Source organism: Amycolatopsis sp. MJM2582 (assembly GCF_000754115.1).
Lineage (GTDB): Bacteria > Actinomycetota > Actinomycetes > Mycobacteriales > Pseudonocardiaceae > Amycolatopsis > Amycolatopsis japonica.
On sequence record NZ_JPLW01000002.1, the window covers coordinates 1,242,518 to 1,264,405 of the forward strand.

16 protein-coding genes are annotated in these 21,888 nt (G+C 67.4%); 3 read left to right on the plus strand and 13 right to left on the minus strand.

All coding sequences use genetic code 11. The features are described 5' to 3' along the window. Positions 1 to 16: 16 nt before the first annotated feature. Both ED92_RS15980 and ED92_RS15985 read left to right on the plus strand, forming a co-directional pair. The gene (locus ED92_RS15980; RefSeq protein WP_037338671.1) at positions 17 to 751 is read left to right on the plus strand and encodes a hypothetical protein; all 735 of its coding nucleotides are present in this window, start codon (positions 17 to 19) and stop codon (positions 749 to 751) included. Positions 752 to 761: 10 nt separating this feature from the next. Then, positions 762 to 1,316: a hypothetical protein gene (locus ED92_RS15985; protein WP_037338673.1), complete on the plus strand. Its 555-nt coding sequence runs from the start codon at positions 762 to 764 to the stop codon at positions 1,314 to 1,316. Here the strand turns inward: ED92_RS15985 and ED92_RS15990 are convergent. Further along, positions 1,294 to 1,698, minus strand: coding sequence for a hypothetical protein (locus ED92_RS15990; RefSeq protein WP_037338675.1), 405 nt, complete (start codon positions 1,696 to 1,698; stop codon positions 1,294 to 1,296). The genes ED92_RS15985 and ED92_RS15990 overlap by 23 nt on opposite strands. 169 nt (positions 1,699 to 1,867) lie before the next feature. Between ED92_RS15990 and ED92_RS15995 the strand changes: the two genes are divergently transcribed. Continuing rightward, the gene (locus ED92_RS15995; RefSeq protein WP_235213289.1) at positions 1,868 to 2,503 is read left to right on the plus strand and encodes a hypothetical protein; all 636 of its coding nucleotides are present in this window, start codon (positions 1,868 to 1,870) and stop codon (positions 2,501 to 2,503) included. A gap of 81 nt (positions 2,504 to 2,584) precedes the next feature. Here the strand turns inward: ED92_RS15995 and ED92_RS16000 are convergent, their stop codons facing one another. The 12 genes from ED92_RS16000 to ED92_RS16055 all read right to left on the minus strand — a co-directional run bounded on the left by ED92_RS16000 (position 2,585) and on the right by ED92_RS16055 (position 21,885). Next, the gene (locus ED92_RS16000) at positions 2,585 to 6,319 is read right to left on the minus strand and encodes a glycoside hydrolase family 2 TIM barrel-domain containing protein (protein WP_037338679.1); all 3,735 of its coding nucleotides are present in this window, start codon (positions 6,317 to 6,319) and stop codon (positions 2,585 to 2,587) included. Between the two features lie 22 nt (positions 6,320 to 6,341). Beyond that, positions 6,342 to 7,799 carry a family 43 glycosylhydrolase gene (locus ED92_RS16005; RefSeq protein WP_235213290.1) on the minus strand — a complete coding sequence of 486 codons (1,458 nt, stop codon included), beginning with the start codon at positions 7,797 to 7,799 and terminating at the stop codon, positions 6,342 to 6,344. 2 nt (positions 7,800 to 7,801) lie between these two features. Then, a complete protein-coding gene (locus ED92_RS16010) occupies positions 7,802 to 10,336 on the minus strand; it encodes an alpha-L-arabinofuranosidase C-terminal domain-containing protein (protein ID WP_037338683.1) in 2,535 nt (844 codons plus the stop codon). A gap of 105 nt (positions 10,337 to 10,441) precedes the next feature. Next, entirely contained in the window at positions 10,442 to 11,689 is a 1,248-nt protein-coding gene (gene mmsB / locus ED92_RS16015) for a multiple monosaccharide ABC transporter permease (protein WP_037338685.1), read from the minus strand. 3 nt (positions 11,690 to 11,692) lie between these two features. Next, on the minus strand, positions 11,693 to 13,216 hold the full coding sequence (mmsA, locus tag ED92_RS16020) for a multiple monosaccharide ABC transporter ATP-binding protein (protein WP_200882708.1): 1,524 nt from the start codon (positions 13,214 to 13,216) through the stop codon (positions 11,693 to 11,695). Between the two features lie 4 nt (positions 13,217 to 13,220). Then, on the minus strand, positions 13,221 to 14,348 hold the full coding sequence (gene chvE / locus ED92_RS16025; protein WP_037338687.1) for a multiple monosaccharide ABC transporter substrate-binding protein: 1,128 nt from the start codon (positions 14,346 to 14,348) through the stop codon (positions 13,221 to 13,223). Between the two features lie 26 nt (positions 14,349 to 14,374). After that, positions 14,375 to 15,880: an L-arabinose isomerase gene (gene araA, locus ED92_RS16030; protein ID WP_037338689.1), complete on the minus strand. Its 1,506-nt coding sequence runs from the start codon at positions 15,878 to 15,880 to the stop codon at positions 14,375 to 14,377. Then, entirely contained in the window at positions 15,877 to 16,563 is a 687-nt protein-coding gene (locus tag ED92_RS16035) for an L-ribulose-5-phosphate 4-epimerase (protein WP_037338692.1), read from the minus strand. Before ED92_RS16035 ends, araA begins: the two co-directional genes overlap by 4 nt. Then, positions 16,560 to 18,233: a ribulokinase gene (araB, locus tag ED92_RS16040; RefSeq protein WP_037338695.1), complete on the minus strand. Its 1,674-nt coding sequence runs from the start codon at positions 18,231 to 18,233 to the stop codon at positions 16,560 to 16,562. The genes ED92_RS16035 and araB overlap by 4 nt, the downstream gene beginning before the upstream one ends. Positions 18,234 to 18,368: 135 nt before the next feature. After that, a complete protein-coding gene (yjfF, locus tag ED92_RS16045) occupies positions 18,369 to 19,352 on the minus strand; it encodes a galactofuranose ABC transporter, permease protein YjfF (protein ID WP_037338697.1) in 984 nt (327 codons plus the stop codon). Continuing rightward, complete coding sequence (locus tag ED92_RS16050) at positions 19,349 to 20,386, minus strand: ABC transporter permease (protein ID WP_037338698.1); 1,038 nt, start codon at positions 20,384 to 20,386, stop codon at positions 19,349 to 19,351. The genes yjfF and ED92_RS16050 overlap by 4 nt, the downstream gene beginning before the upstream one ends. Next, complete coding sequence (locus tag ED92_RS16055) at positions 20,383 to 21,885, minus strand: sugar ABC transporter ATP-binding protein (RefSeq protein WP_037338700.1); 1,503 nt, start codon at positions 21,883 to 21,885, stop codon at positions 20,383 to 20,385. The genes ED92_RS16050 and ED92_RS16055 overlap by 4 nt, the downstream gene beginning before the upstream one ends. Positions 21,886 to 21,888: the final 3 nt, after the last annotated feature.

Below are 21,888 nucleotides of genomic sequence, written 5' to 3' on the forward strand. Positions count from 1 at the left end.
GGCAGAGGAGAAGATCTTGAACCGGGCGGGTTCGACATGGTTCTGGTCCTTGCTCGGCGCCTGCATCGCGGCCGCCCTCGGCACCGCGATCAATTTCGCGACCGACCTCAAGACCAACTTCCTGGCCTGGGGCCTGGTGGTCGCGTTCACCCTCGCGACCGGGCTGATCAGCGGTATCTCGCAGGTACTCGTCCGCCGTGACGGCGCCAGTCCGAGCACCACCGGAACGACGAACGTCTACAACGTGCGGCACTCACAGGTCAACGCCTGGCTGGTGTTCCTGATCCTCGGGGTCTCGGGTTCGTTGCTGGCGGCCATTTTCGTGGGCGTCCATTTCGCGGGGTCGTTCCAGACGGCCGGGACACCGATTCCCGCCGTGATCGCCCCGAGCCCGACGACCAGCACCACGACCAGTACGACGTCCACCGTGCCCCAGCCCGCGACGAACGAGGACATCGCCCAGTTCGTCACCGCCTATTACCGCCTGATGCCCGACACCCGGGCCGGCTGGCCGTTGATCGGCCCGAACCTCCAGCGCCGCGGTCAGAGCGATTACGAAGCCCATTGGGGCAGGATCAGCGCGGTGGACGTGCACAGTGCGTCGGCCACCTCCGCGACCACCGTCCGGGTCCGGATCACCCTGCATTATCGCGACGGCCGCCCTTCCCCCACGGAAACGCATGAGCTGACGGTCGTCCCGCACGACGGTCGCCTCTGCATCGACGCGGACACCCTCATCCGCGCGAAATAGAATCCTGTCCATGACCGCTCTTCCACGCGGCGGGCGCCCCGCCGAGGCCTTGGCGGCCGTCGAGGCGGGCATCGAAGACCGCTGGCGGCTGTTCCTCGCGGAATACGGTGTCTCCGCTGGGACCACGGAGGAAACCGACCTCGCCGAATCGGTGGTCGTCGACACTTCCCTGTTCGAGTGGCGGGTCGTTGACGCCGCTTACGACAGGCTGACCTGCACCGACTGCGGCAGCCGTCTCGGCTCGGGGCCCGTCGGCTGCGACAAATGCGACCAGGCCGACGGATTCCGGTTCGCGGCCATCGAAACCGACCGTCCCGCGACACCGCCGGGCACCGAGCACGGGCTCCGCGTCGCCACCGCGGTCGCCCGCGCCCGGCACCGCCACGGGACACGGGCCCGCTGTGGTTTCGAGCTCGGGCTTCCGCTTCTCCTCGGCGGACAGCTGCCCGGCACGGCTCAAGCGCAGGCGTACCGGGCAGCCATCGACAAGCTCTCCGAAGAGGAATGCGAACGCGTGACCTCCTTCGAGGAGATCCCGGGGATCAGTAGTCGTCGCGTCCGGTGAACTGCTGCTCCAGCAGCTCCGCCGAACCCGCGACGAGTTCGAGCGGGTCGGTGAACTCGTTGATGTCGAGATTCACCAGCGGCAGGGAATGGCGCAGCACCAGATGCTCTCCCATGACCACCAATCCCCCGACGACGATGGTGTTGCCGATCTCGGTCAGCACGGTCGCCAGGTCGACCTCGTCGACCCGGGCGAAAGGCGTCGCGATCTGCACCCAGTCCTCGCGACGGTCGAAGATCTCCCGCGCGATGACCACGGTTTGGGCCCGCTCTTCGTAGTCGTCGTCACCGTAGGACAATCGGATGCGAATTTCGTCCGGTTCGTCCTTCACCACCCGATATTCGTGTCGTACGAACGCGACCAGATCGGCCCATTCCGCCATGAATTCAGTCTCCCTCGCAGTCGAAGATCAAGACTAGCGGCTGCAAGGGCGAAGAGTCCGACCCATGCCTGACATCACCCGGACAGCGGCCGCCCGTACGTGTCTCGACACCGGTTGGTCCTTGATCTTGTTGTAGCCTCCTTCAGCATCTTTTGGCAGGGGAGACCACTTGACGAACAATGATCGCGACCGGAAGAAAACCAACCGGCCGGGAAATGTCAAAACTTCGGATCCGGCGGTGACCGCGGCATTTGTCAGCCGACGTGGAGTAATTCTGGCGGCCCTCATAACCGCGGTGGTGGGCCTGGTGAGCGCGGTGCTCGTGGCACTCATCAACACCAGTGCGCAGCCGGCGAAAGGCGCCGACGACCGGAGCACGCCGTCCACGCCGTCGTCGCAGAGTGCCACCGGCACACAGCACCAGGAGAACAAACCCGCCGAAGCCGTCCCAGAGCAGGTGAAACTCGACGCGGATACGGCGGTCGACCTCGACAAGCCCGGCGCCACCGCGGCATCCGCGACAGGCCCCAATGGCGACATGGACCTCCACTTCGACGGAAGCAATCTGTCCTCCAATCGATCAGGCCTGTTCTATTACTACGGAACCGAGCAGGAAGCCGCGACGCAGTGCCCGAAGATCGTTTCGGAGGGAAAGGGACCGGTCCCCGGACCCGAGGTGATATTCGCCGGTGGTCAACATTGTCTGAGGACATCCCAGGGAACGGTTGGATGGCTCAGCGTGAACGATGTCAAGATCGCCGCGAATTCCGGCTACATCGTCCTCAATTACAAGTTGTTCCGTTAGCCGGGCAGCCGTGAAGGCCTCCTTCCCTACCTTCAGAGTAGGCAAGGAGGCCTTCACCACCCATTTACGAGGCCCGCCGAGTCAGCCGCCGGTCGGCAGCCCCGCCCGCGCCTCCTGCGACGTCAACGGACGCAACGACAGCGTGTACTCGTACGTGCTGTCCGGCTGGACCTGGCTGCGTTCGCGCACCGGATTGGGCGTGTCCCCGACCCCGGTCACCGCGTGACTGGCGTGGAGCGTGAACCAGCCCTTGTTGCGCTGCAACTGGAACGGGTACGCCGCCCGGTCGAGATCGTCGAACGGGGTCACGCTGACGTCGTTCGCGCCCCCGACCAGCAGGCCACCGGTCCGGCCGTCGGTGAGCAACGCCCACCGGCTGTCGGTGTGATTGCCGTGGTCCTGCGGCCGGTGGTACTCGACGTACTGTTCGTCCACCGTGCTCGACTGCACGCCGATCGGGGTCCCGTCCTTGCGGTCGACGTAGCTCTCGGCTTTCCGTCCGTACCAGGCGAACCGGTCATATCGGTCCGGCACCGCCAGCGAGACACCGATCCGCGGCAGATACGGCAGAGTGCGCACACTCCCCTGCGGAATCACCCGATTGCCGAGGCTCAGCGTCCCGGTCCGGTCGACAGCGTAGGTCATCGTCTGGTCGAACCACGCCCCGGCGACGTCCGGCGCCGCGACCCGGCTGTCGACGATCACCCGAACGCCGCGCGAGCCGTCCTGCTCGACCCGGACGCCCGTGACCGTGGTCTTCAGCCGATCGAGCCCGGCCTTGCGCCAGTCCTCGCCTTCGGCCCTGCCCCAGGCGAAGGTCTCGTTGCTGATCGGTGCCCGCCACGCGTCGAGCTTCGGCCCGCCGCTCAGCAGTTCCTTGCCCTGATACCGGATGGACGTCAGCGTGCCGCCGGCCTTGTCGACCCGATACGTGACGCCTGCCGCCGACGCCGTCACCGAAGCACCGTCCTCGACGACTCCAACGGACTTCCCGTCGAGCGGCGTCCTGTCGAGGCCGGGAACCCGCTTGCCGCCCAGGGAGAACTGATCGTGCGCCAGGACATGTCCTTGCGCCAGCATCGGCTCGCCTTGGGTCGTCACCGCTTCGACGATGAGGAACCGTTCGCGGTCCGCGGGATTCGGCGGCACCGGAACGGCGACCTTTCCGGTCGATGCCGCGGCGACCCGCAACGGCTGTTCCCCGTGCGCGACGACCCGCGAGCCTTCCTGGATCCGCCACCGCAGGTTCAGCTCGTCGGTGCCCTTGAACTGCCGCTCGTTGGTCACCGAGACCGTGCCGCCCGAGTAGGCGAACCGCAGCGGCTGATGCGCCCAGGCCATCTGCGCGGTTTCCGGCTGCACCGAACGGTCCGACCCGATCAGACCGTCCACACCGGACAGACTGGAGCCGTACGACAGGTGACTCCCCCGTTCCGTGACAGTGTCGAAGTCCAGCGCCAGCACGGCCCCGTCCGCGGGAGCCGTGCCGGACAACTCCGCGGCGGACAACGGCTTGTCGTAGATGCGGACGTCGTCGACGGCTCCGCGGCCCATCCAGCCGATGGTCGACGGGTCGTTCCACGACGTCTCGAAGTCGCGGCCGATGTTGACCTCCGCCGAGGACGAGTCGATCGCGCCGGTGAACGGTTTGCTCCCGATCTCCTTGCCGTCGAGGTACAGCCGCAGGGCCGTGCCATCGTACGTACCGCTCACCCGGTGCCAGTTCCCGTAGAAGTCGGCGGGCACCTTCGCCTGCACCGCCTGCCACGTTCCACTGTGGATGAAGAACTCCAGTGTGTCTTCCGTCTTCATCTTCAGCGCGTACTGGTGGTCGCCCTTGCCGAGGATGCGGAAGTCACCGGTCCACTTCCCCGGTTTCACCCAGGCGTCGAGCGTGAGCGCCTTCCCGGTGATGTCGAGTTTCCGGTCGCGGTAGACCTCGACGAAGTCGTCAAGGCCCGACAACGCCAGCGCCTTGCCTCGATGACCTTCGACCAGCTCCGGCTTTCCGCTGAGATGCGCGGAGATGGCGTTGCCCGACGAATCGGGCGTGAGCCGGATCGGCTGCCGGATGTTCTGCTCCGCCCAGTCCCAGATGAACCCGCCCTGGGTCTGCGGATTCGCCCGGATGGTGTCCCAGAACTCGCGGAAGTTGCCGAGACTGTTGCCCATCGCGTGCGCGTACTCGCCGAAGATCAGCGGTTTGGTGGTGTTCTTCGCCTGCTCGGCGAACTTCTCCGGCGACGGATACCGCGGCCCCCAGACGTCGGCGAACGGCGCGTCGCCGTCCGGGCTGTTCGACTGGTGGTAGATCGGCCGGGTCGGCTCGTTCGCGTCCAGCCATTCCGCCAGCGCGAAGTGGTGCGCGCCGAGACCGGCCTCGTTACCGGTGTCCCACAGGAAGACGCTCGGATGGTTCTTGTCCCGTTCGACCATGCCGATCATGCGGTCGAAGAAGGCGTCCCGCCAGGCCGGGTCGTTCGCCTGGCAATACCTGGCGCAGTTCTCGTGGTTGTGGGTCTCGATGTCGATCTCGTCGTCGATCCAGAGCCCGTGCCGGTCGGCCAGTTCGTAGAAATAGGGATCCGACGGGTAGTGCGACGTGCGGACCGCGTTGACGTTGAGCTGTTTCATCAGCGCGACGTCGCGTTCCTGTGCGCGCCGGGGCACGTGCCTGCCGTGGTCGGGGTCGGTCTCGGCGCGGTTGACGCCTTTGAACAGCACCCTCTTCCCGTTGACCAGCAGCTGCTTGTCGCGGATCTCGATCTCGCGGAACCCGGTCGTCTCACTGGTGATGTGTGTGACGCGGCCGTCGGGCGCGGTCAGCGTGAGGACGGCCGTGTACAGGTTCGGCGTCTCGTCCGTCCACTTCGCCGGGTTGCGGACGGGCAGGCTCAACGTGGTCTTGCCGCCCGCGTCGACCTCCCCGCTCGTGGTCCCGACCTCCTTGCCCGCCGCGTCACGCAGGCTGAGCCCGACCCGGTGCTTGCCCGCGGTTCCACCGGGTTTGGTGGCGACCTCGACCGCGGCCTTGAGGGTGGCGTCGGTGTAGGTCGCGTCGAGGTCGGTCGTCAGCCCGACGTCCTGGACGAACGTGCCCGGTGTCGAATACAGGTTCACCGAGCGGAAGATGCCCGAGTACCGCCACTGGTCGACATCCTCCAGGTAGGCGCCGGCACTCCAGCGGTGCACCTGCACGGCGATCCGGTTCGGCCCCGGCCGCAGCGCGGACGAGATGTCGAATTCCGCCGGCGTGTAGCCGCCCTGGTCGTAGCCGATGTACGTCCCGTTCACCCAGACGAAGTACGCCGACGTGACCCCCTCGAAGCGCAGGAAGGTCTCGCGTTCCGCCCACTGGGCGGGCAGGGTGAAATCGCGGACGTAGGCGCCGGTCGGATTCACGTCACGGGGAACGCGCGGCGGGTCGTCGGGCTGGATCTCGGTGGCGATGTTGCGGAAGATCGGGTGGTCCAGACCGTCCGTCTGCCAGGTGTGCGGCACGGACACCTCACGCCAGCGCGACGCGTCGTATCCGTCGTCGTGGAAACCCTTCGGCACCTGAGAGGGGTTGTCCGCCATGGCGATCCGCCATTTGCCGTCGAGCGACATCGTGTAGGGACTGCGTTCGTCGTGGCGGGCGGCGGAGGAAACGTCCGCGTACGGACGAAGGTGGGCGTGCGGTGGCTCCTGTCCTTCGGAGACTTTTCGTGGATCGTCGAGATAGGACTGGACGTCGGCGGCCGCCGGAGAGCCGGTCGCGACGAGGGTCCCGGCGAGCATCGCCAGGACCAGGACGATGGGGCGTGTTCGCAGCACTGCGTTCAACCTCCCAGGGAGTTCAGCCGAGCCGGAAGCTGACCCGTTGACGATCCCGCACCGTGGCACCCGGACGGAAGACCAAGATCCTTCCCTTGTCGTGGGCCAAATAGGTGGCAGGTTCACCCGGGAGGCGGAACGACACCGCCAGCCGGTCGGAAAGCCCCGGCACCTGGGTGAAACTCGCCGCCCGGCCGTAGGCGTCGCTTTCGTCGTACGGATCGATCCGCACGGTCGTCGCGTCCACCACCCGGACGTACCGGTCCGGGAAGTTCACCGACTGCAGGGCGACGGTGCCCGCGCCGCGGAACCCAGCGACGATGCGGAACTGCGAATCGGCCAGCTCTCGAACATTGCCGTCGGCGGTCAGCCGGTACTCGTAATGCCGCACGTACAACGCGGGATCGTCCAACGGGGACAGTCGTACGCACGGGCCGCCTTTGCCGACCGGCACACCGAAACTCGGCGTCCCGTCGTCGTTCCAGTACAGCCGTTGCACCCGGGTGTGCCGATTCGGGTCGTACAGCGGGTCGCCGGTGATGTCGCGGTAGTCGCGGGCGTGGTACACGAGGACGTCCGAGCCGTCCTCGGCGACGGTGAACGAGTTGTGCCCTGGACCGTACTGCCGGGTCGCCTCGTTCGTGGTGAACACCGGCTGCGGTGACTTCGTCCACGAGCGCGGGTCCAGCAGATCCGAACGTTCGTCGGCGGTGAGCAGCCCCATGCAGTAACGGGCGTCGGTGGCACTGGCCGAGTAGGTCATGAACACCCGCCCGTTGCGGACGAGCACCGCCGGCCCTTCGTTGACCTTGAACCCCTGGATCTCCCAGGGCAGCGTCGGCACCGCGAGCCGGACGGGGTCACCCTTGAGCGCTAGCGGTGACGCCATCTCGGCGAGGTACAGATTGCTGTTGGTCGCGATCCCCGGTTCGCTCTGCGCCCAGGCGAAGTACCGCTTGCCGCGATGCTCGAACGTCGTCGAGTCCAGGGTGAAGGTGTCCCACTTCGTCACCATCTGTCCGCGCAGCACCCAGGTGCCCGCCCGCGGATCGTCCGAAGTGGACTCCAGCACGTACGTCCTGATGCGGAACACGTCGTCGGAGTCGCCTGCGGCGAAGTAGACGTACCAGCGCCCGTCGATCCGGTGCAGTTCCGGCGCCCAGATGTGGCCGCCCATCTTCCCGGACGACGGACGGCGCCAGATCGTCGTCTCCCTGGCGGTGGCCAGGCCGTCGAGCGTGGCGGCGCCGCGGACGACGATGCGGTCGTACTCGGGCACCGAACCGGTCAGGTAGTACATCCCGTTCACCGGCCGGGTGATGAACGGATCGGCCCGCTGCTCGACCAACGGGTTCCGGGTGGTCAGCGGCACGGGAGCGGCTTCGGCGGCTTGGGCCGTGCCCGGTGCCAGGCTTCCGACGGCGGTGGCGGCCAGCAGTCCGCCTCCCGCTTTGAACAGGTCACGACGGTCGATGGTCATGGTCATCCCCTCACTCGGGCCGGGAACCGCAGGAAGGTCACGGAGTTCGGCGGGAAGGTGTACGTGAAGGCGTTCGAGACGCCGGAGAACCGCGATTCGCGCGGCGCGATCGGCGTGGTGAAGGCGGTGTTGACGTCGTCCGGCGAGCCCTGCAACGTCGTCACGCGGGCGGTCGCGCCAGGCTGGACGCGAGAGCCGAGGTCGACGCGGGTCCGGGCCGCGGAAGCCTGCGCGTTGACCACTTTGACCACCAGTTCCCCGGTCTTGACGTCGCGGGTGACGACCTGGCGGAACGGCTCGGCGACCTTGTCGTCGGTGAACGAGCCCCACTTCTGCCCGTCGAGGAAGAGCGTCACCTGACGGCCCCTGACCTCGACCCGCAGGTCGTACTGCCTGCCGGTCTCGATCTTCGTGTCGTTCTGGATGAGGGTCTGCTTGCCGCCGCCTTCGGTCTTCTCCACGGCCGAGACGGTGTTGTTCCAGCCGCCGAGGTTCCACCAGTAGTTGTCGCCGGTGTCCTTGACGCCGAACGCGACCAGGAAGCCTTCCTTGCCACCCGTCTTGGTCGCCTTCACGGAGAAGTCGTAGTTGCTCCACGAGGGATCGCCCGCGGTCACGAGGGTGTTCTCGGCCGCCTGATCCGACTGGACGTAGGCCCCGTTCGACACCGCCCACGATCCCCGCCCGGCCGCCTTCGACCAGCGCGAGTCGTCGCCGGAGAAGTCGTCCGCGAACAGCTGTGCGCCGTCGGCCGAGGTGACCTTGACGTCGTCGTACGCCGCACTCGTCGCCCAGGTGGAGAGTCCGATCGCGCCCGAGATGGGAGCGACCGTGGCAGGCGTGGCCGACGCCCTGCTCGGGACCACGTGATCACCGACGTTGGTCATGAACAGCTTCTGCGTCTCGTAGCTGGCCGAGGCCCACGAGCGCTGGTTGTCGAACCAGATCATGTCCGGCTTCCACTGCACGTAGTCGGTGTTCGCCAGCAGTGGCGCGTATGACGCGAGCTTGACGACGTCGGCGTTGCGTTCCAGCCCGGTCATGTACGCTGCCTCGGCCAGCGCGTTGCCGAACTTGTTGTCCAGCGACGCGTACTCGCCGAGGAACACCTTCGGGCCGTTGCGGTCGTAGGCGTCGTACCGCTGGTTGTTCTGCAAGAACCATTGTGGACTGTTGTAGTAATGCTCGTCGACCATCGAGACCTTCGCGTTCCGGTTCAGGTCCCACAGCCGGTCGAACGTCGTGCCGGTGTCGTCCGGTCCCGAATTGCTGATCACGGTGATCCCCGGGTACTTCGCCGCGATCGCCTTGCGGAACTCGGTGAACCGGGCGAAGAACTCGTCGGGCAGGTTCTCCTCGTTGCCGACGCCGACATGCGTCAGGTTGAACGGCGCCGGATGTCCCATCTCGGCCCGCTTCCTGCCCCACGTCGAGGTGACCGGGCCGTTGGCGAACTCGATCAGGTCGAGGGTGTCCTGGACATGCCGCCGCAGCAGCGCCGGATCGTCGGTCACCTTGTTCTGCCCGCAGCCGGTGACCAGCGCCGGCACCACCGGCAACGGCATCGCTCCGATGTCCTCGGAGAACTGGAAGTATTCGTAGTAGCCGATGCCGTAGGACTGGTTGTAACCCCAGAAGTTCGCGTTCGTGGCCCGTTGCTCGACCGGGCCGATCGTGTCCTTCCACTGGTACGAGCGCTTCCGCTCCCAGTTCGGCGCCTCGTAACCCTGGTGGCTGCCGGTGTTGACCAGGCAGCCGCCGGGGAAGCGGACGAAACCGGGCTTGAGCGCGGCGATCTTCCCCGCGAGGTCGGCCCGCATGCCGTTGGGGCGGTTCTTGTAGGTGTCGCGCGGGAAGAGCGACACCATGTCCAGCCGCAGCGTGCCACCGCCGGACGCGGTGAGCGCGAGCCTGCCCAGCGCGCTCGACTCCCGCGCCCGGACGGTGCCGGTGTAGCGCACCCAGCCGTCGCCGCGGACCTGGACCCGCAGCGGATCGGCGAGCGCCTTCCCCGCCGGATCGGTGACGGCCACCGTGAGCGGGGTGCCCGCCGCGCGATCCGTCCGGGCGAACACCGAGAAGTCGTACTGCTTGCCTCTCTCGACCCGGATCCCCGAGTTGTAGCCCGAATTCGCGACGCCGAACTCGCCACGGGTGAGTTCGAGCTTGAGATAGCGCCGGTTCCGTTCGTTGAGCCGCCGGTCGTCGTCGGCCACCGTCGCCGTGCCTGTTCCCCCGTCGAGCGCCGTGGGCGCCCACGAGGTCAGCGGGGTGTACGACGCGTTGTCGGCCTTGTCGTATTCGAAGGAGCGGTTCTGCACGAGTTCCGCGTACAGCCCGCCGTCCGCGGCGCGGTTGATGTCCTCGAAGAAGACGCCGTACATCGAACGGTCGATCGTGGCACCGCGTCCCGCCGCGTCCACGGCGAGGCTGTAGTCGGTCGTCGGTGTCTGGCCCGAAGCGGTCTGGACGGGCACGAGGACACCGGCGGCGATGGTCAGGGACAGCACACCGAGCCGGACTGATCTGCTGCGCACAGCACTTCCTTTCGCGACGTTGCGAGGAGAGCCGAGGGTGAGGAGTCGGTCGAGTTGGTCGTGAGTGGCGTTTCGGGTTAGAACCCGAAACGCCACTCACGACCATCAGGCGGCGGTACGGGCCCGCCGTTTGGTCCAGATGTCGTAGGCGACGGCGGCGAGCAGCACGAACCCCTTCACCAGGTTCACGCTCTCGGTCGGCGCGCCGATCAGGGACATGCCGTTGTTGATCACGCCCATGATGAGCCCGCCGGTGATCGCGCCGACCACCTTGCCGACCCCGCCCTGCACCGCGGCGCCGCCGATGAACGCCGCGGCGATCGCGTCGAGTTCGAACATGTTGCCCGCGGTCGGCCCGGCCTGGTTGAGCCGTCCGGCCACGATGATCCCGGCGAGCGCGGAGAGCACGCCCATGTTGACGAAGATCCAGAACGTCACGCTTTTGACCTTCACGCCGGAAAGCGTCGCCGCCTGCAGGTTCCCGCCGATGGCGTAGATGTGGCGGCCGAACACGGCCCGCGTCGTCACCAGCGAGTAGCCGATCACCAGTACCGAAAGCAGGATCAGCACCCAAGGCAGGTTCTTGTACCGCGCCAGCTGGACCACCACGAACAGCACGACGGCGGCCGCCGCGGCGATCTTCAGCAGGAACATCGGCAGCGGGTCGACCTCTTGCAGGTAGTTCAGCCGGGCCGTCCGCTTGCGCCACCGCGAAACGATCGCTCCCGCGATGGCCAGGGCACCCACGAGCAGGCTGACCACGTCGGCACCGCCGAGCGGGCCGAGCCCGATGTTGCCGAGATAGCCGCCGGTGAACCCGTTCGCCAGCGTGCGCACCTCGTCCGGGAACGGGCCGATGCCCTGGTTGCCGAGCACGGTGAGCGTCAAGGCCCGGAAGATCAGCATCCCGGCCAGCGTCACGATGAACGCTGGAATGCCGAAGTAGGCGACCCAATACCCCTGCCACGCCCCGATCACCGCGCCGACGGCCAGCGTGATGAGCAGCGCGATCGGCCACGCCACGCCGAGGTTCACCATCAGCACGGCCGAGATCGCGCCGGTCAGCGCCACCACGGAGCCAACCGACAGGTCGATGTGCCCGGCGATGATGATCAGGATCATGCCGATCGCGAGGATCAGCACGTACGAGTTCTGCACGATCAGGTTCGAGATGTTCTGCGGTTCCAGCAGCGCGCCGCCGGTGAGGATCGAGAACAACACGACGATCAGCGCGAACGCCACGTAGATGCCGCTTTCGCGCGGGTTGAACGAGATCCGGCGCGGCGCCCTGGCCGGCGCGGCTCCCTGCTGGTCACCGGCACCGGTGATGGTGTCGGCGGAGGCGGTGCTCATGTCTTACTCCTGTTCCCTGGTCATCGCCCGCATGAGGACCTCTTGGGTGGCCTCGGCCCGGTCGACCTCACCGGTGATCCGGCCCGCCGACAACGTGTAGATCCGGTCGCACAGCCCGAGCAGTTCCGGCAGCTCGGACGAGATGACCAGCACGGCCTTCCCCTCCTCGGCGAGCCGGTTGACGATCGTGTAGATCTCGTACTTCGCGCCGACGTCGATGCCGCGGGTCGGCTCGTCGAGGATCAGCACGTCCGGATCGGTGAGGATCCATTTGGACAGCACGACCTTCTGCTGGTTGCCGCCGGAAAGCGTGCCGGTCACGCTGCGCACGTCCGGTGCCTTGATGTTCATGCTCTTGCGAAATTCTTCGGCGACACGGTGTTCTTCGTTCTCGTCCACCCAGCCGCGGCGCGCGAGTTTGCCCAGCGCCGCACCGGAGACGTTGCGCTGGATGTCCTCGATAAGGTTCAGCCCGTAGCGTTTGCGGTCCTCGGTGGCGTAGGCGATCCCGTTCGCGACGGCGTCGCCGACCGTGCGCACCTCGATCTCCTTGCCGTCCTTGATCAGGCGGCCGGAGATGTCCTTGCCGTACGAACGGCCGAACACGCTCATCGCGAGTTCGGTGCGCCCGGCGCCCATCAGGCCGGCCAGCCCGACGATCTCGCCGCGCCGCAACGTCAGGCTCGCGCCGTCCACGACGACCCTGCCGTGTTGCGTCGGGCTGTGCACGGTCCAGTCCTCGATCCGGAGGACCTCGTCGCCGATCCGCGGTTCCCTCGGCGGGAACCGGTTCTCGAGTTTCCGCCCGACCATCCCGGCGATGATCCGGTCTTCGGTCACCGTGCCCGCGTCCAGCGTCTCGATCGTCCTGCCGTCGCGCAGGATGGTGATCGAGTCGGCGATCGCGGCGATCTCGTTGAGCTTGTGCGAGATCAAGACGCAGGTGACGCCGTCCTCGCGCAGGCCGCGCAGCAGGTCGAGCAGATGCGCCGAATCGTCGTCGTTCAGCGCCGCCGTCGGCTCGTCCAAGATCAGCAGTTTGACCTCTTTGGACAGTGCCTTGGCGATCTCCACCAGCTGTTGCTTGCCGACGCCGATGTCCAGCACCGACGTCACCGGGTTCTCCCGCAGGCCGACGCGCCGCAGCAGCTCGCCCGCCTCGGCGTTGGTCCGGTTCCAGTCGATCAGCCCGCCGCGGGCCTTCTCGTTGCCGAGGAAGATGTTCTCCGCGATGGACAGTTGCTGGCACAGCGCGAGTTCCTGGTGGATGATCACGATGCCGCGGCGTTCGCTGTCGCGGATCGCGGAGAACGCGCACGGCTCGCCGTCGAAGACGATCTCACCGTCGTACGAGCCGTGCGCGTAGACGCCCGAGAGCACCTTCATCAGCGTGGATTTGCCCGCGCCGTTCTCGCCGCAGATCGCGTGGATCTCTCCCCGGCGCACCGACAGGTTGACGTCCTGCAGCGCCTTGACCCCGGGGAAGGTCTTGGTGATCCCCCGCATCCGAAGGATTTCGTCGGTCACGTCGCTACCTCAGCTGTTCCGCTTTGTAGTAGCCCGAGTCGATGAGTTCCTTCTGGTAGTTGCCCTTGTTGAGGATCACCGACTCCAGCAGGAACGCCGGGACGACCTTCTGCCCGTTGTTGTAGTCCGTCGTGTTGTTGGTCTCGGCCTTGCCGCCCTTGAGCACCGCGTCGGCCATCTTGACCGTGGTCTCGGCGAGCTTGCGGGTGTCCTTGAAGATCGTCGAGTACTGCTCGTTCGCGATGATCGATTTCACCGACGCGACCTCGGCGTCCTGGCCGGTGACCACCGGATACGGCTGGCCGGGCGTTCCGTAGCCGTTGCTCTTGAGCGCCGACAGGATCCCGATGGAGAGCCCGTCGTACGGCGAGAGCACGCCCTGCACCTTGTCGCCGGAGCTGTAGGTCTTGGTCAGCAGGTCTTCCATCCGCCGCTGCGCGGTCGCCGCCTGCCAGCGCAGGATCGCCGCGACGTTGAACGCGGTCTGGCCGCTCTTGACGACCAAAGTCCCGTTTTCGAGGTACGGCTTCAGCACGGACATGGCGCCGTTGAAGAAGAACGTCGCGTTGTTGTCGTCCGGAGAACCCGCGAAGAGCTCGATGCTGAACGGGCCCTTGCCCTCGCCGGGAGAACCGTCCTCTTTGAGCACCTTGAGACCGGTGAGCAGCGACGTCGCCTGCTGCACGCCGACCTTGAAGTTGTCGAAGGTCGCGTAGTAGTCGACGTTCGGCGTGTTGCGGATCAGCCGGTCGTAGGCGACGACCGGGATCTTCTTGTCCGCGGCCTCCTGCAGCTGGGTGGTGATCGCGGTGCCGTCGATCGAGGCGATCACGAGCAGTTTCGCGCCCTTGGTGATCTGGTTCTCGATCTGGTTCACCTGGGTGGGGATGTCGTCCTCGGCGTACTGCAGGTCGACCTGGTAGCCCAGCTTCTCCAGCGCCGCCTTGATGTTGTCGCCGTCGTGGATCCAGCGCTCCGACGATTTGGTCGGCATGGTGACGCCGACGAGGCCGCCGGCCGCGCCTCCCGCGGCCGCCTGCTGATCGACGGTCTTCTCACTCGAACCGCAGGCCGTGAGCGCGGCACCGAGGCCGACCGCCACGGCCAGTGTGGCCAGTTTCGTGAACTTCATTGTTCCTTCTCTCCGGTGGGGACCGATCAGAATCCTTGTGCGAGCCGGTAGTAGGCCTGGTTCCAGCGCATCCGGTCGGCGATCGCGGCGGGCGTCGTGGCCTGGTCGATCACCAGCAGTTCGACGTCGAGCATGGTGGCGAAATCCCGGATCGTTTCGGCGCCGACGGCCTGGGTGAGCACCGTGTGGTGCGGCCCGCCCGCGGTGATCCAGGCCTCGGCGGACGTCGCCAGCGACGGCGCCGGCTTCCACACCGCGCGCGCCACCGGCAGGTTCGGCAGCGGTTCATCCGGCGCGACGACCTCGACCTCGTTGGCCACCAAGCGGAACCGGTCGCCGAGGTCGGCGAGGCCGATCACGACCGCGTCGCCGGCGGCGGCGTCGAAGACCAGCCGGACGGGATCCTCGCGGCCGCCGATGCCGAGCGGGTGGATCTCGCACGAAGGCTTCGCGGCGGCGATGCTCGGGCAGACCTCGAGCATGTGCGCGCCGAGGATCTTCGGTTCGCCGGGGCCGAAGTGGTAGGTGTAGTCCTCCATGAAGGACGTCCCGCGCTCGGAGTCGCGGCCCATCGCCTTCACCGCGGTCAGCAGCGCGGACGTCTTCCAGTCGCCCTCGCCGCCGAAGCCGTAGCCGTCGGCCATCAGCCGCTGCACGGCGAGACCGGGGAGCTGCCGCAGTCCGCCGAGATCCTCGAAGTTCGTGGTGAACGCGCCGAAACCGCCGCTCGTCAGGAACGTGCGAAGCCCTTGCTCGATCCGGGCCCCGTAACGCAGCGATTCGTGTCGCTCCCCGGTCTTGGCGAGTTCCGGCGCGAGCGCGTACGTCTCGGCGTACTCGTCGACGAGAGTGTCGACCTCGGTGTCGGGCACCGCGTCGACCAGGGCGACGAGTTCATTGACGCCGTAGGTGTTCACCGAGACGCCGAACTTCAGCTCCGCCTCGACCTTGTCCCCGTCGGTGACCGCGACGTCGCGCATGTTGTCGCCGAACCGCGCGAGCTTGAGCGAGCCGATGGTCTGGCGCCCGACCGCCGCGCGGACCCAGGCGTCGATCCGGTCGGCGACCGACGGATCCGCGGCGTGCCCGGCGATGGTCTTGCGCGGGACCCCGAGCCGGGTCTGGATGTAGCCGAACTCGCGGTCGCCGTGCGCGGCCTGGTTCAGGTTCATGAAGTCCATGTCGATGGACTGCCACGGCAGCGCCTCGTTGAGCTGGGTGTGCAGATGCAGCAAGGGTTTCCGCAGCGCGTCAAGGCCGGTGATCCACATCTTCGCCGGCGAGAACGTGTGCATCCAGGCGATCACCCCGACACACGCGTCGTCCGCGTTCGCCTCCAGCATCACGCGCCGGATCGCCGACGGTTCCGTCAGCACCGGCTTCGCGACGATCTCGGCCGAGATCCGGCCGGTGTCGGCCAGCATCCGCTGGATCTGCAACGACTGGCCCGCGACCTGTTCGAGGGTCTCCTCGCCGTACAGCGCCTGGCTCCCGGTGAGGAACCAGACCTCGGTCTTGCGTTGTGTGCTCACTTCTCTCCCTGCTGGCCGTAGACGTTCTGGTAGCGCGCGTGGAGCCGGTCCACGTCCTGTTCGGACAGTGGTTTCGGCCTGCCCAGCGCGGAAGCGAGGTGGACGGTCTTCGCGACGTCCTCGACCATGACGGCGGCCTTGACCGCGTCGCGTGCGGTGCGGCCGACAGTGAACGGGCCGTGGTTGCGCATCAGCACCGCGGGCGACCGGCTGGACCGCAGCGTCTCGACGATGCCCCGGCCGATCGAGTCGTCACCGATCATCGCGAACGGCCCGACCGGGATCTCGCCGCCGAACTCGTCCGCGATCATCGTGAGCACGCACGGGATGGGTTCCCCGACCGCGGCCCACGCGGTCGCGTACGTCGAATGCGTGTGCACGACCCCGCCGACCTCCGGCATGTGCCGGTAGACGTAGGCGTGTGCCGCCGTGTCCGAGGACGGCGCGAGGTCGCCGTGGACGACCTCGCCGTACAGGTCGGTGACGACCATCGTGTCGGCACTCAGCTCGTCGTAGGACACCCCGGACGGCTTGATCACCATCAGGTCGTGTCCGGGGACCCGCGCCGACACGTTGCCCGCGGTCCAGATGACCAGCTCGTAGCGGGTCAGCTCGCTGTGCAAGCGGGCGACGGTGTCGCGCAGCTCTTCGAAGGTGTCCGTGATCTCCACGGCGAGGCTCATCGGTGCGGTCCTTTCCGGACGGAACGGCGCCGGGCGGCGAGCCGGTGCATGACGTCGTTGGCCCCACGGCCGAAGTAGTCGTGCAACGTGGCGTACTCGGCGTAGAGGTCGTTGTAGGCCTTGACGTTTTCGGCGATCGGCCGGTGGACCGCCCGGCGGACCGAGCCCATCGCCAGCGCGGCGGCCGGGACGTCGGCGTGTGCCCCGGCGGCGACGGCGGCGTGGATCGCCGAGCCCAGCGCGGGACTCTGGGCCGAGCCGGCGACGGAAAGCGGCAAGTTCGTGACGTCGGCGTAGATCTGCATCAGGAGCGGGTTCTTGACCAGGCCACCGGCGACGATCAGTTCGGTGACCGGCACCCCGGCGCGTTCGAAGGTCTCGATGATCGTCCTGGTCCCGAACGCCGTCGCCTCCAGGAGCGCGCGGTAGGTGTCCTCGGGCCGCGTCGCGAGGGTCTGGCCGACGACGACGCCGGACAGTTCGTGGTCGACCAGTACCGACCGGTTCCCGCTGTGCCAGTCGAGCGCGACCAGTCCGTGCTCGCCGATCTCCTGCACCGAAGCGAGCCGCGTGAGCAGTTCGTGGACGGAGATCCCCGCTTCCCTGGCGTCGTCCACATAGGACGCGGGCGTGCCGTGTTCGACGAACCACGCGAAGATGTCGCCGACGCCGCTCTGGCCGGCCTCGTAGCCCCATTTCCCGGACACGATCCCGCCGTCGACGACGCCGCACATGCCCGGTACCTCGCGCAGTTCGGCGCCGTTCATCACGTGGCAGGTGGAGGTGCCCATGATCGCGACCATCTGTCCCGGCTCGACCGCCTGGACGGCGGGGGCGGTGACGTGCGCGTCGACGTTGCCGACCGCGACCGCGATCCCCTCGGGCAACCCGGTCCATTCCGCCGCTTGAGCGCTCAGGCTCCCCGCCTTGGCACCGAGGGCTCCCAGCGGATGCACGAGCTTGTCGTCCACAAAGGACCCGAAGCCGGGAGCCAGCTCCTCCAGGAACTCCGTGCTCGGGTAGCGGCCGTCCTGCAGGATGCCCTTGTAGCCGGCGGTGCAGGCGTTGCGGACGTAGGTTCCGGTGAGCTGCCAGACGATCCAGTCGGCGAGTTCGACCCAGTGGCGCATCCGGGCGTAGACCTCGGGCGCCTCTTCGTAGACCTCCAGTGCCTTGGCGAACTCCCACTCGGAAGAGATCAGCCCGCCATAGCGCGGCAGCCAAGATTCACCGCGCTTCCGCGCCAGCGCGTTGATCCGGTCGGCCTGCGGCTGGGCGGAATGGTGACGCCACAGCTTCACGTAAGCGTGCGGATCGTCGGCGAACTCGGGCAATTCGCACAGCGGCGTGCCGTCGGCCGTCGTCGGCACCATGGTGCACGCGGTGAAATCGGTACCGATGCCGATCACGTCGGCGGGATCCGCCCCGGCGGCACGGACGGCCTCCGGCACGGCGGTGCGGAGGACGTCGACGTAGTCCGACGGCATCTGGAGCGCCCAGTCCGGCGGCAGCCCGTGGCCGGTCCGCGGCAGGATCCGGTCGATCACGCCGTGCCGGTACTCCGAAACCGCGCTGCCCAGTTCCGCGCCGTCGCGGACGCGGACCACGACGGCCCGGCCGGACAGCGTCCCGAAGTCGACGCCGACGACCAGCGGCTCCCTTGTACTCACTTCTTCTCCAACTGTTAGCGTTCACATTTCTGGTCGAAAACCGCGATCACCCGTGTTTGGAGCCGTAACTCGCGTGTTTCAAGCCGGTCCGGCTCCAATCACGCGAGTCACGGCCTTGATCACGCGTGTTCCGTCTTACGTGGCCCGTCTCCCGACGAGGCGTTGCAGCACGATGAAGGCGAACAGCAGCGCACCGGTGATGATCGAGGTCCACCAGGAGTTCAAGGTGCCGTCGAAGGTGATCAGGGTCTGGATGATGCCCAGCACCATGATCCCGAGCACCGTCCCGAGGACGTAGCCGGAGCCGCCGGTGAGCAGCGTGCCGCCGATGACGACGGCCGCGATCGCGGTGAGCTCCAGCCCGACACCGTTGAGCGGATCGCCGGAGGACTTGTACAGCACCAGGAGCAGTCCGCCGAGCGCCGAGCAGAACCCGCTGAGCGTGTAGACCGTGATCCGCGTACGGCCGACGTTCAGGCCCATCAGCAGCGCGGACTTCGGGTTCCCGCCGATCGCGTACACCGTCCGCCCGAACCTCGTTCCGTACAGGACGTACGCCGCCGCGGCGACCACCACGAGCGCGACCACCACACCGATCGAGATGTGCAGTTCCCCGCCGAGCGGGATCTGCGTCTGCGCGAGACTCGCGACCGTCGGATCGTCGATCGAGTACGCCTGGGTGCTGATCGTGTAGCAGAGCCCCCTGGCGAAGAACATCCCGATCAGCGTGGCGATGAACGGCTGGATCTCGAACACCTGGACCAGCACGCCCATACCGAAGCCGAGCGCCGCGCCGATCGCCAGCACCGCCGGGATCACCGCGAGCACCGGCCAGCCCTGGTTCTGCAGCAGGTCCGCCGAGACCACAGTGGACAGTGCCACCACCGAGCCCACCGACAGGTCGATCCCGCCGGTGAGGATCACGAACGTCATCCCGACGGCGACGACCAGCAGGAAGGCGTTGTTGATGAACAGGTCGAGCACGACCTGCCCGGAGCCGAACGTCGTGTAGCTCGAAGCCCCGTAGACGTAGGCGCCGATGAGCATCGCCATCGTCGCCAGGATCGGCAGATGCCGTTGCCGCGGCCGATAACCCTTGATGCGGTCGAGTGTCGTCATACCCCGGCCTCCACCTTCTCCGGCAGGACGGCGGGCGACGGCGGGGCCGTTTTCCGCCGCCGGGCGAGCTTCCTGCGGAACACCGGCGACTGCAGCAGGCAGACCGCCAGCACGACCACGGCCTTGAACAGCATGATCGCCTGCGGCGCGATGCCGAGCGCGTAGACCGTCGTCGTCAACGTCTGGATGAGCAGCGCGCCGATCACCGAGCCGGTGAGCGAGAACCGGCCACCGGTCAGCTGCGTCCCGCCGATGACGACGGCGAGGATCGCGTCCAGTTCGATGAACTGCCCGGCGTTGTTGCCGTCGGCGCTGTGCACGTTCGCGCTGATCATCAGGCCGGCGATACCGGCGCAGAGCGCGCAGAAGACGTAGGTGAGCCAGATCAGCCGCGCCGACCGGAGCCCGGCGAGCCTGCCCGCCTCCGGGTTGCCGCCCACCGATTCGACCAGCAGCCCCAGCGCCGACCGGCGGACCAGCACGGCGGCGATGGCGAACACCGCCAGCGCGATGAGGATCGCGCTGGGCAGGCCGAAGGTGAACCCGCTGCCGATCCACTCGTACGGATGCGAGTTGACGGTGATGATCTGGCCGCCGGTGATCAGCTGGGCGATGCCGCGGCCGGCGACCATCAGGATCAGCGTCGCGATGATCGGCTGGATGCCGAGCACCGCCACGAGCCAGCCGTTCCACAGACCGAGCACGAGGGCGAGCCCCAGCGCCATCCCGACCGCCGCGAGCGTCCCGCCGACACTGTTCTGATCGCCGAGTCCACTCAGGTGCAGGCACGCGAGCGCGCCGCTGATCGCGACGACCGCGCCGACGGAGAGGTCGATCCCCCGCGTCGCCACCACCAGCGTCATGCCGATCGCGATGAGGATCAGCGGGGCGCCGTTCTTGAGGATGTCGATCAGGTTCCCGTACAGATGCCCGTCGCGGAATTCGATCGCGAAGAACGCCGGATGCGCGATGAGGTCGCCGAGCAGCAGCGCCAGCAGCGCGACGAACGGCCAGAACAACCGATGTTTGGTCATCGTGCGACTCCTTCGGCCATCGTCGCCATCACCTGGTCCGCGGTCAGCGTTTCGTTGTCCAGCACGGCGACCACCGCGCGGTCGCGCAGCACGACGACCCGGTGGCTCAGCCGGAGCACTTCCTCGAGTTCGGCGGAGATGAACACCACGGCCATCCCCTCGCCCGAAAGCCGCGCGACCAGTCGCTGGATCTCCGTTTTGGCACCGATGTCGATCCCGCGCGTCGGCTCGTCGAGGATCAGCAGCCGCGGTTCGGTGATCAGCCACCGCGCGAGCAACACCTTCTGCTGGTTGCCGCCGCTCAGGTCGCCGACCTTCGCCTCGGCGTTGGCCGGCCGGATGTCGAGCGCCTTGATGTAGCGCTCGGCGATCTCGTCCTGCCGCCGTCGAGGGATCGGCCGGGCCCAACCACGCGAGGCCTGCAGCGCGAGCACGATGTTCTCGCGCACGGTCAGTTCCTCGACGAGGCCTTCGGTCTTGCGGTTCTCCGAGCAGAACGCGATGCGGTGGTCGAGACCGGTCCGCGGTGTCTTCAGCGACACCGGCTCGCCGTCGATCCGCACCGTACCGCTGTCCGCGTGATCGGCGCCGAACAGCAGCCGCGCCAGTTCGGTGCGGCCCGAACCGAGCAGCCCGGCGAGCCCGACGACCTCGCCGGACCGGATGTCGAGCGAGAACGGCGCGACACCGCCCTTGCGGCCGACATCGCCCGCTTCGAGGAAGACGGGCGCATCGGCGACGTCCGACCGGCTGTGCCCCGCGTCCTCGATGTCTTCGAGCGCCGCGAGTTCCTTGCCGATCATCCTGGTCACCAGGTCGACCGGGGTGATCTCCTCGGTGCGGTACTCCCCGATCAGCTTCCCGTTGCGCAGCACGGTCATCCGGTCCGCGACGGCGAAGACCTGTTCGATGAAATGCGAGACGAACAGGATCGCCATCCCCTGGTCCCGCAGCGAACGCACCACGTTCAGCAGTTGCTCGACCTCGCCGGCGTCCAAACTGGACGTCGGCTCGTCGAGCACGAGCACCCGCGCCTCGACGTCGAGCGCCCTGGCGATCGCGACCAGTTGCTGCACCGCGATCGAGCAGCCGCCCAGCTCGGCCGAGACGTCCACTTCGACGTCCAGCCTGGCCAGCAGCGCGGCCGCCCGGCGGCGTGTCTCGCGCCAGTCGATGCGGCCGCGCCGTCGCGGCTCCTTGCCGAGGCAGATGTTCTCCGCCACCGACAGGTTCGGGCAGAGGTTCACTTCCTGGTAGACGGTGCTCACGCCGGAGCGCTGTGCCTCACCCGGGCCGCTGAACGCGACCCGGGCGCCGTCGAGTTCGATGGTGCCCGCGTCCACCCCGTAGACGCCGGTGAGCACCTTGATCAAAGTGGACTTGCCGGCACCGTTCTCGCCCATCAGGGCGTGCACCTCACCGGGGAACATCCGGAAGGAGACGTCGTCGAGGGCGACCACGCCGGGGAATTCCTTCCGGATATGGCTCATCCGCAGCATCGC

Excerpts from the sequence above, each read along its gene's own strand:
- ED92_RS16005 (WP_235213290.1), bottom strand. The coding sequence starts at position 7,799 with ATGACCATCGACCGTCGTGACCTGTTCAAAGCGGGAGGCGGACTGCTG.
- ED92_RS16050 (WP_037338698.1), bottom strand. The coding sequence starts at position 20,386 with ATGACCAAACATCGGTTGTTCTGGCCGTTCGTCGCGCTGCTGGCGCTG.
- yjfF (WP_037338697.1), bottom strand. The coding sequence starts at position 19,352 with ATGACGACACTCGACCGCATCAAGGGTTATCGGCCGCGGCAACGGCAT.
- ED92_RS15985 (WP_037338673.1), top strand. The coding sequence starts at position 762 with ATGACCGCTCTTCCACGCGGCGGGCGCCCCGCCGAGGCCTTGGCGGCC.
- ED92_RS16055 (WP_037338700.1), bottom strand. The coding sequence starts at position 21,885 with ATGCTGCGGATGAGCCATATCCGGAAGGAATTCCCCGGCGTGGTCGCC.
- mmsB (WP_037338685.1), bottom strand. The coding sequence starts at position 11,689 with ATGAGCACCGCCTCCGCCGACACCATCACCGGTGCCGGTGACCAGCAG.
- ED92_RS15990 (WP_037338675.1), bottom strand. The coding sequence starts at position 1,698 with ATGGCGGAATGGGCCGATCTGGTCGCGTTCGTACGACACGAATATCGG.
- chvE (WP_037338687.1), bottom strand. The coding sequence starts at position 14,348 with ATGAAGTTCACGAAACTGGCCACACTGGCCGTGGCGGTCGGCCTCGGT.
- ED92_RS16035 (WP_037338692.1), bottom strand. The coding sequence starts at position 16,563 with ATGAGCCTCGCCGTGGAGATCACGGACACCTTCGAAGAGCTGCGCGAC.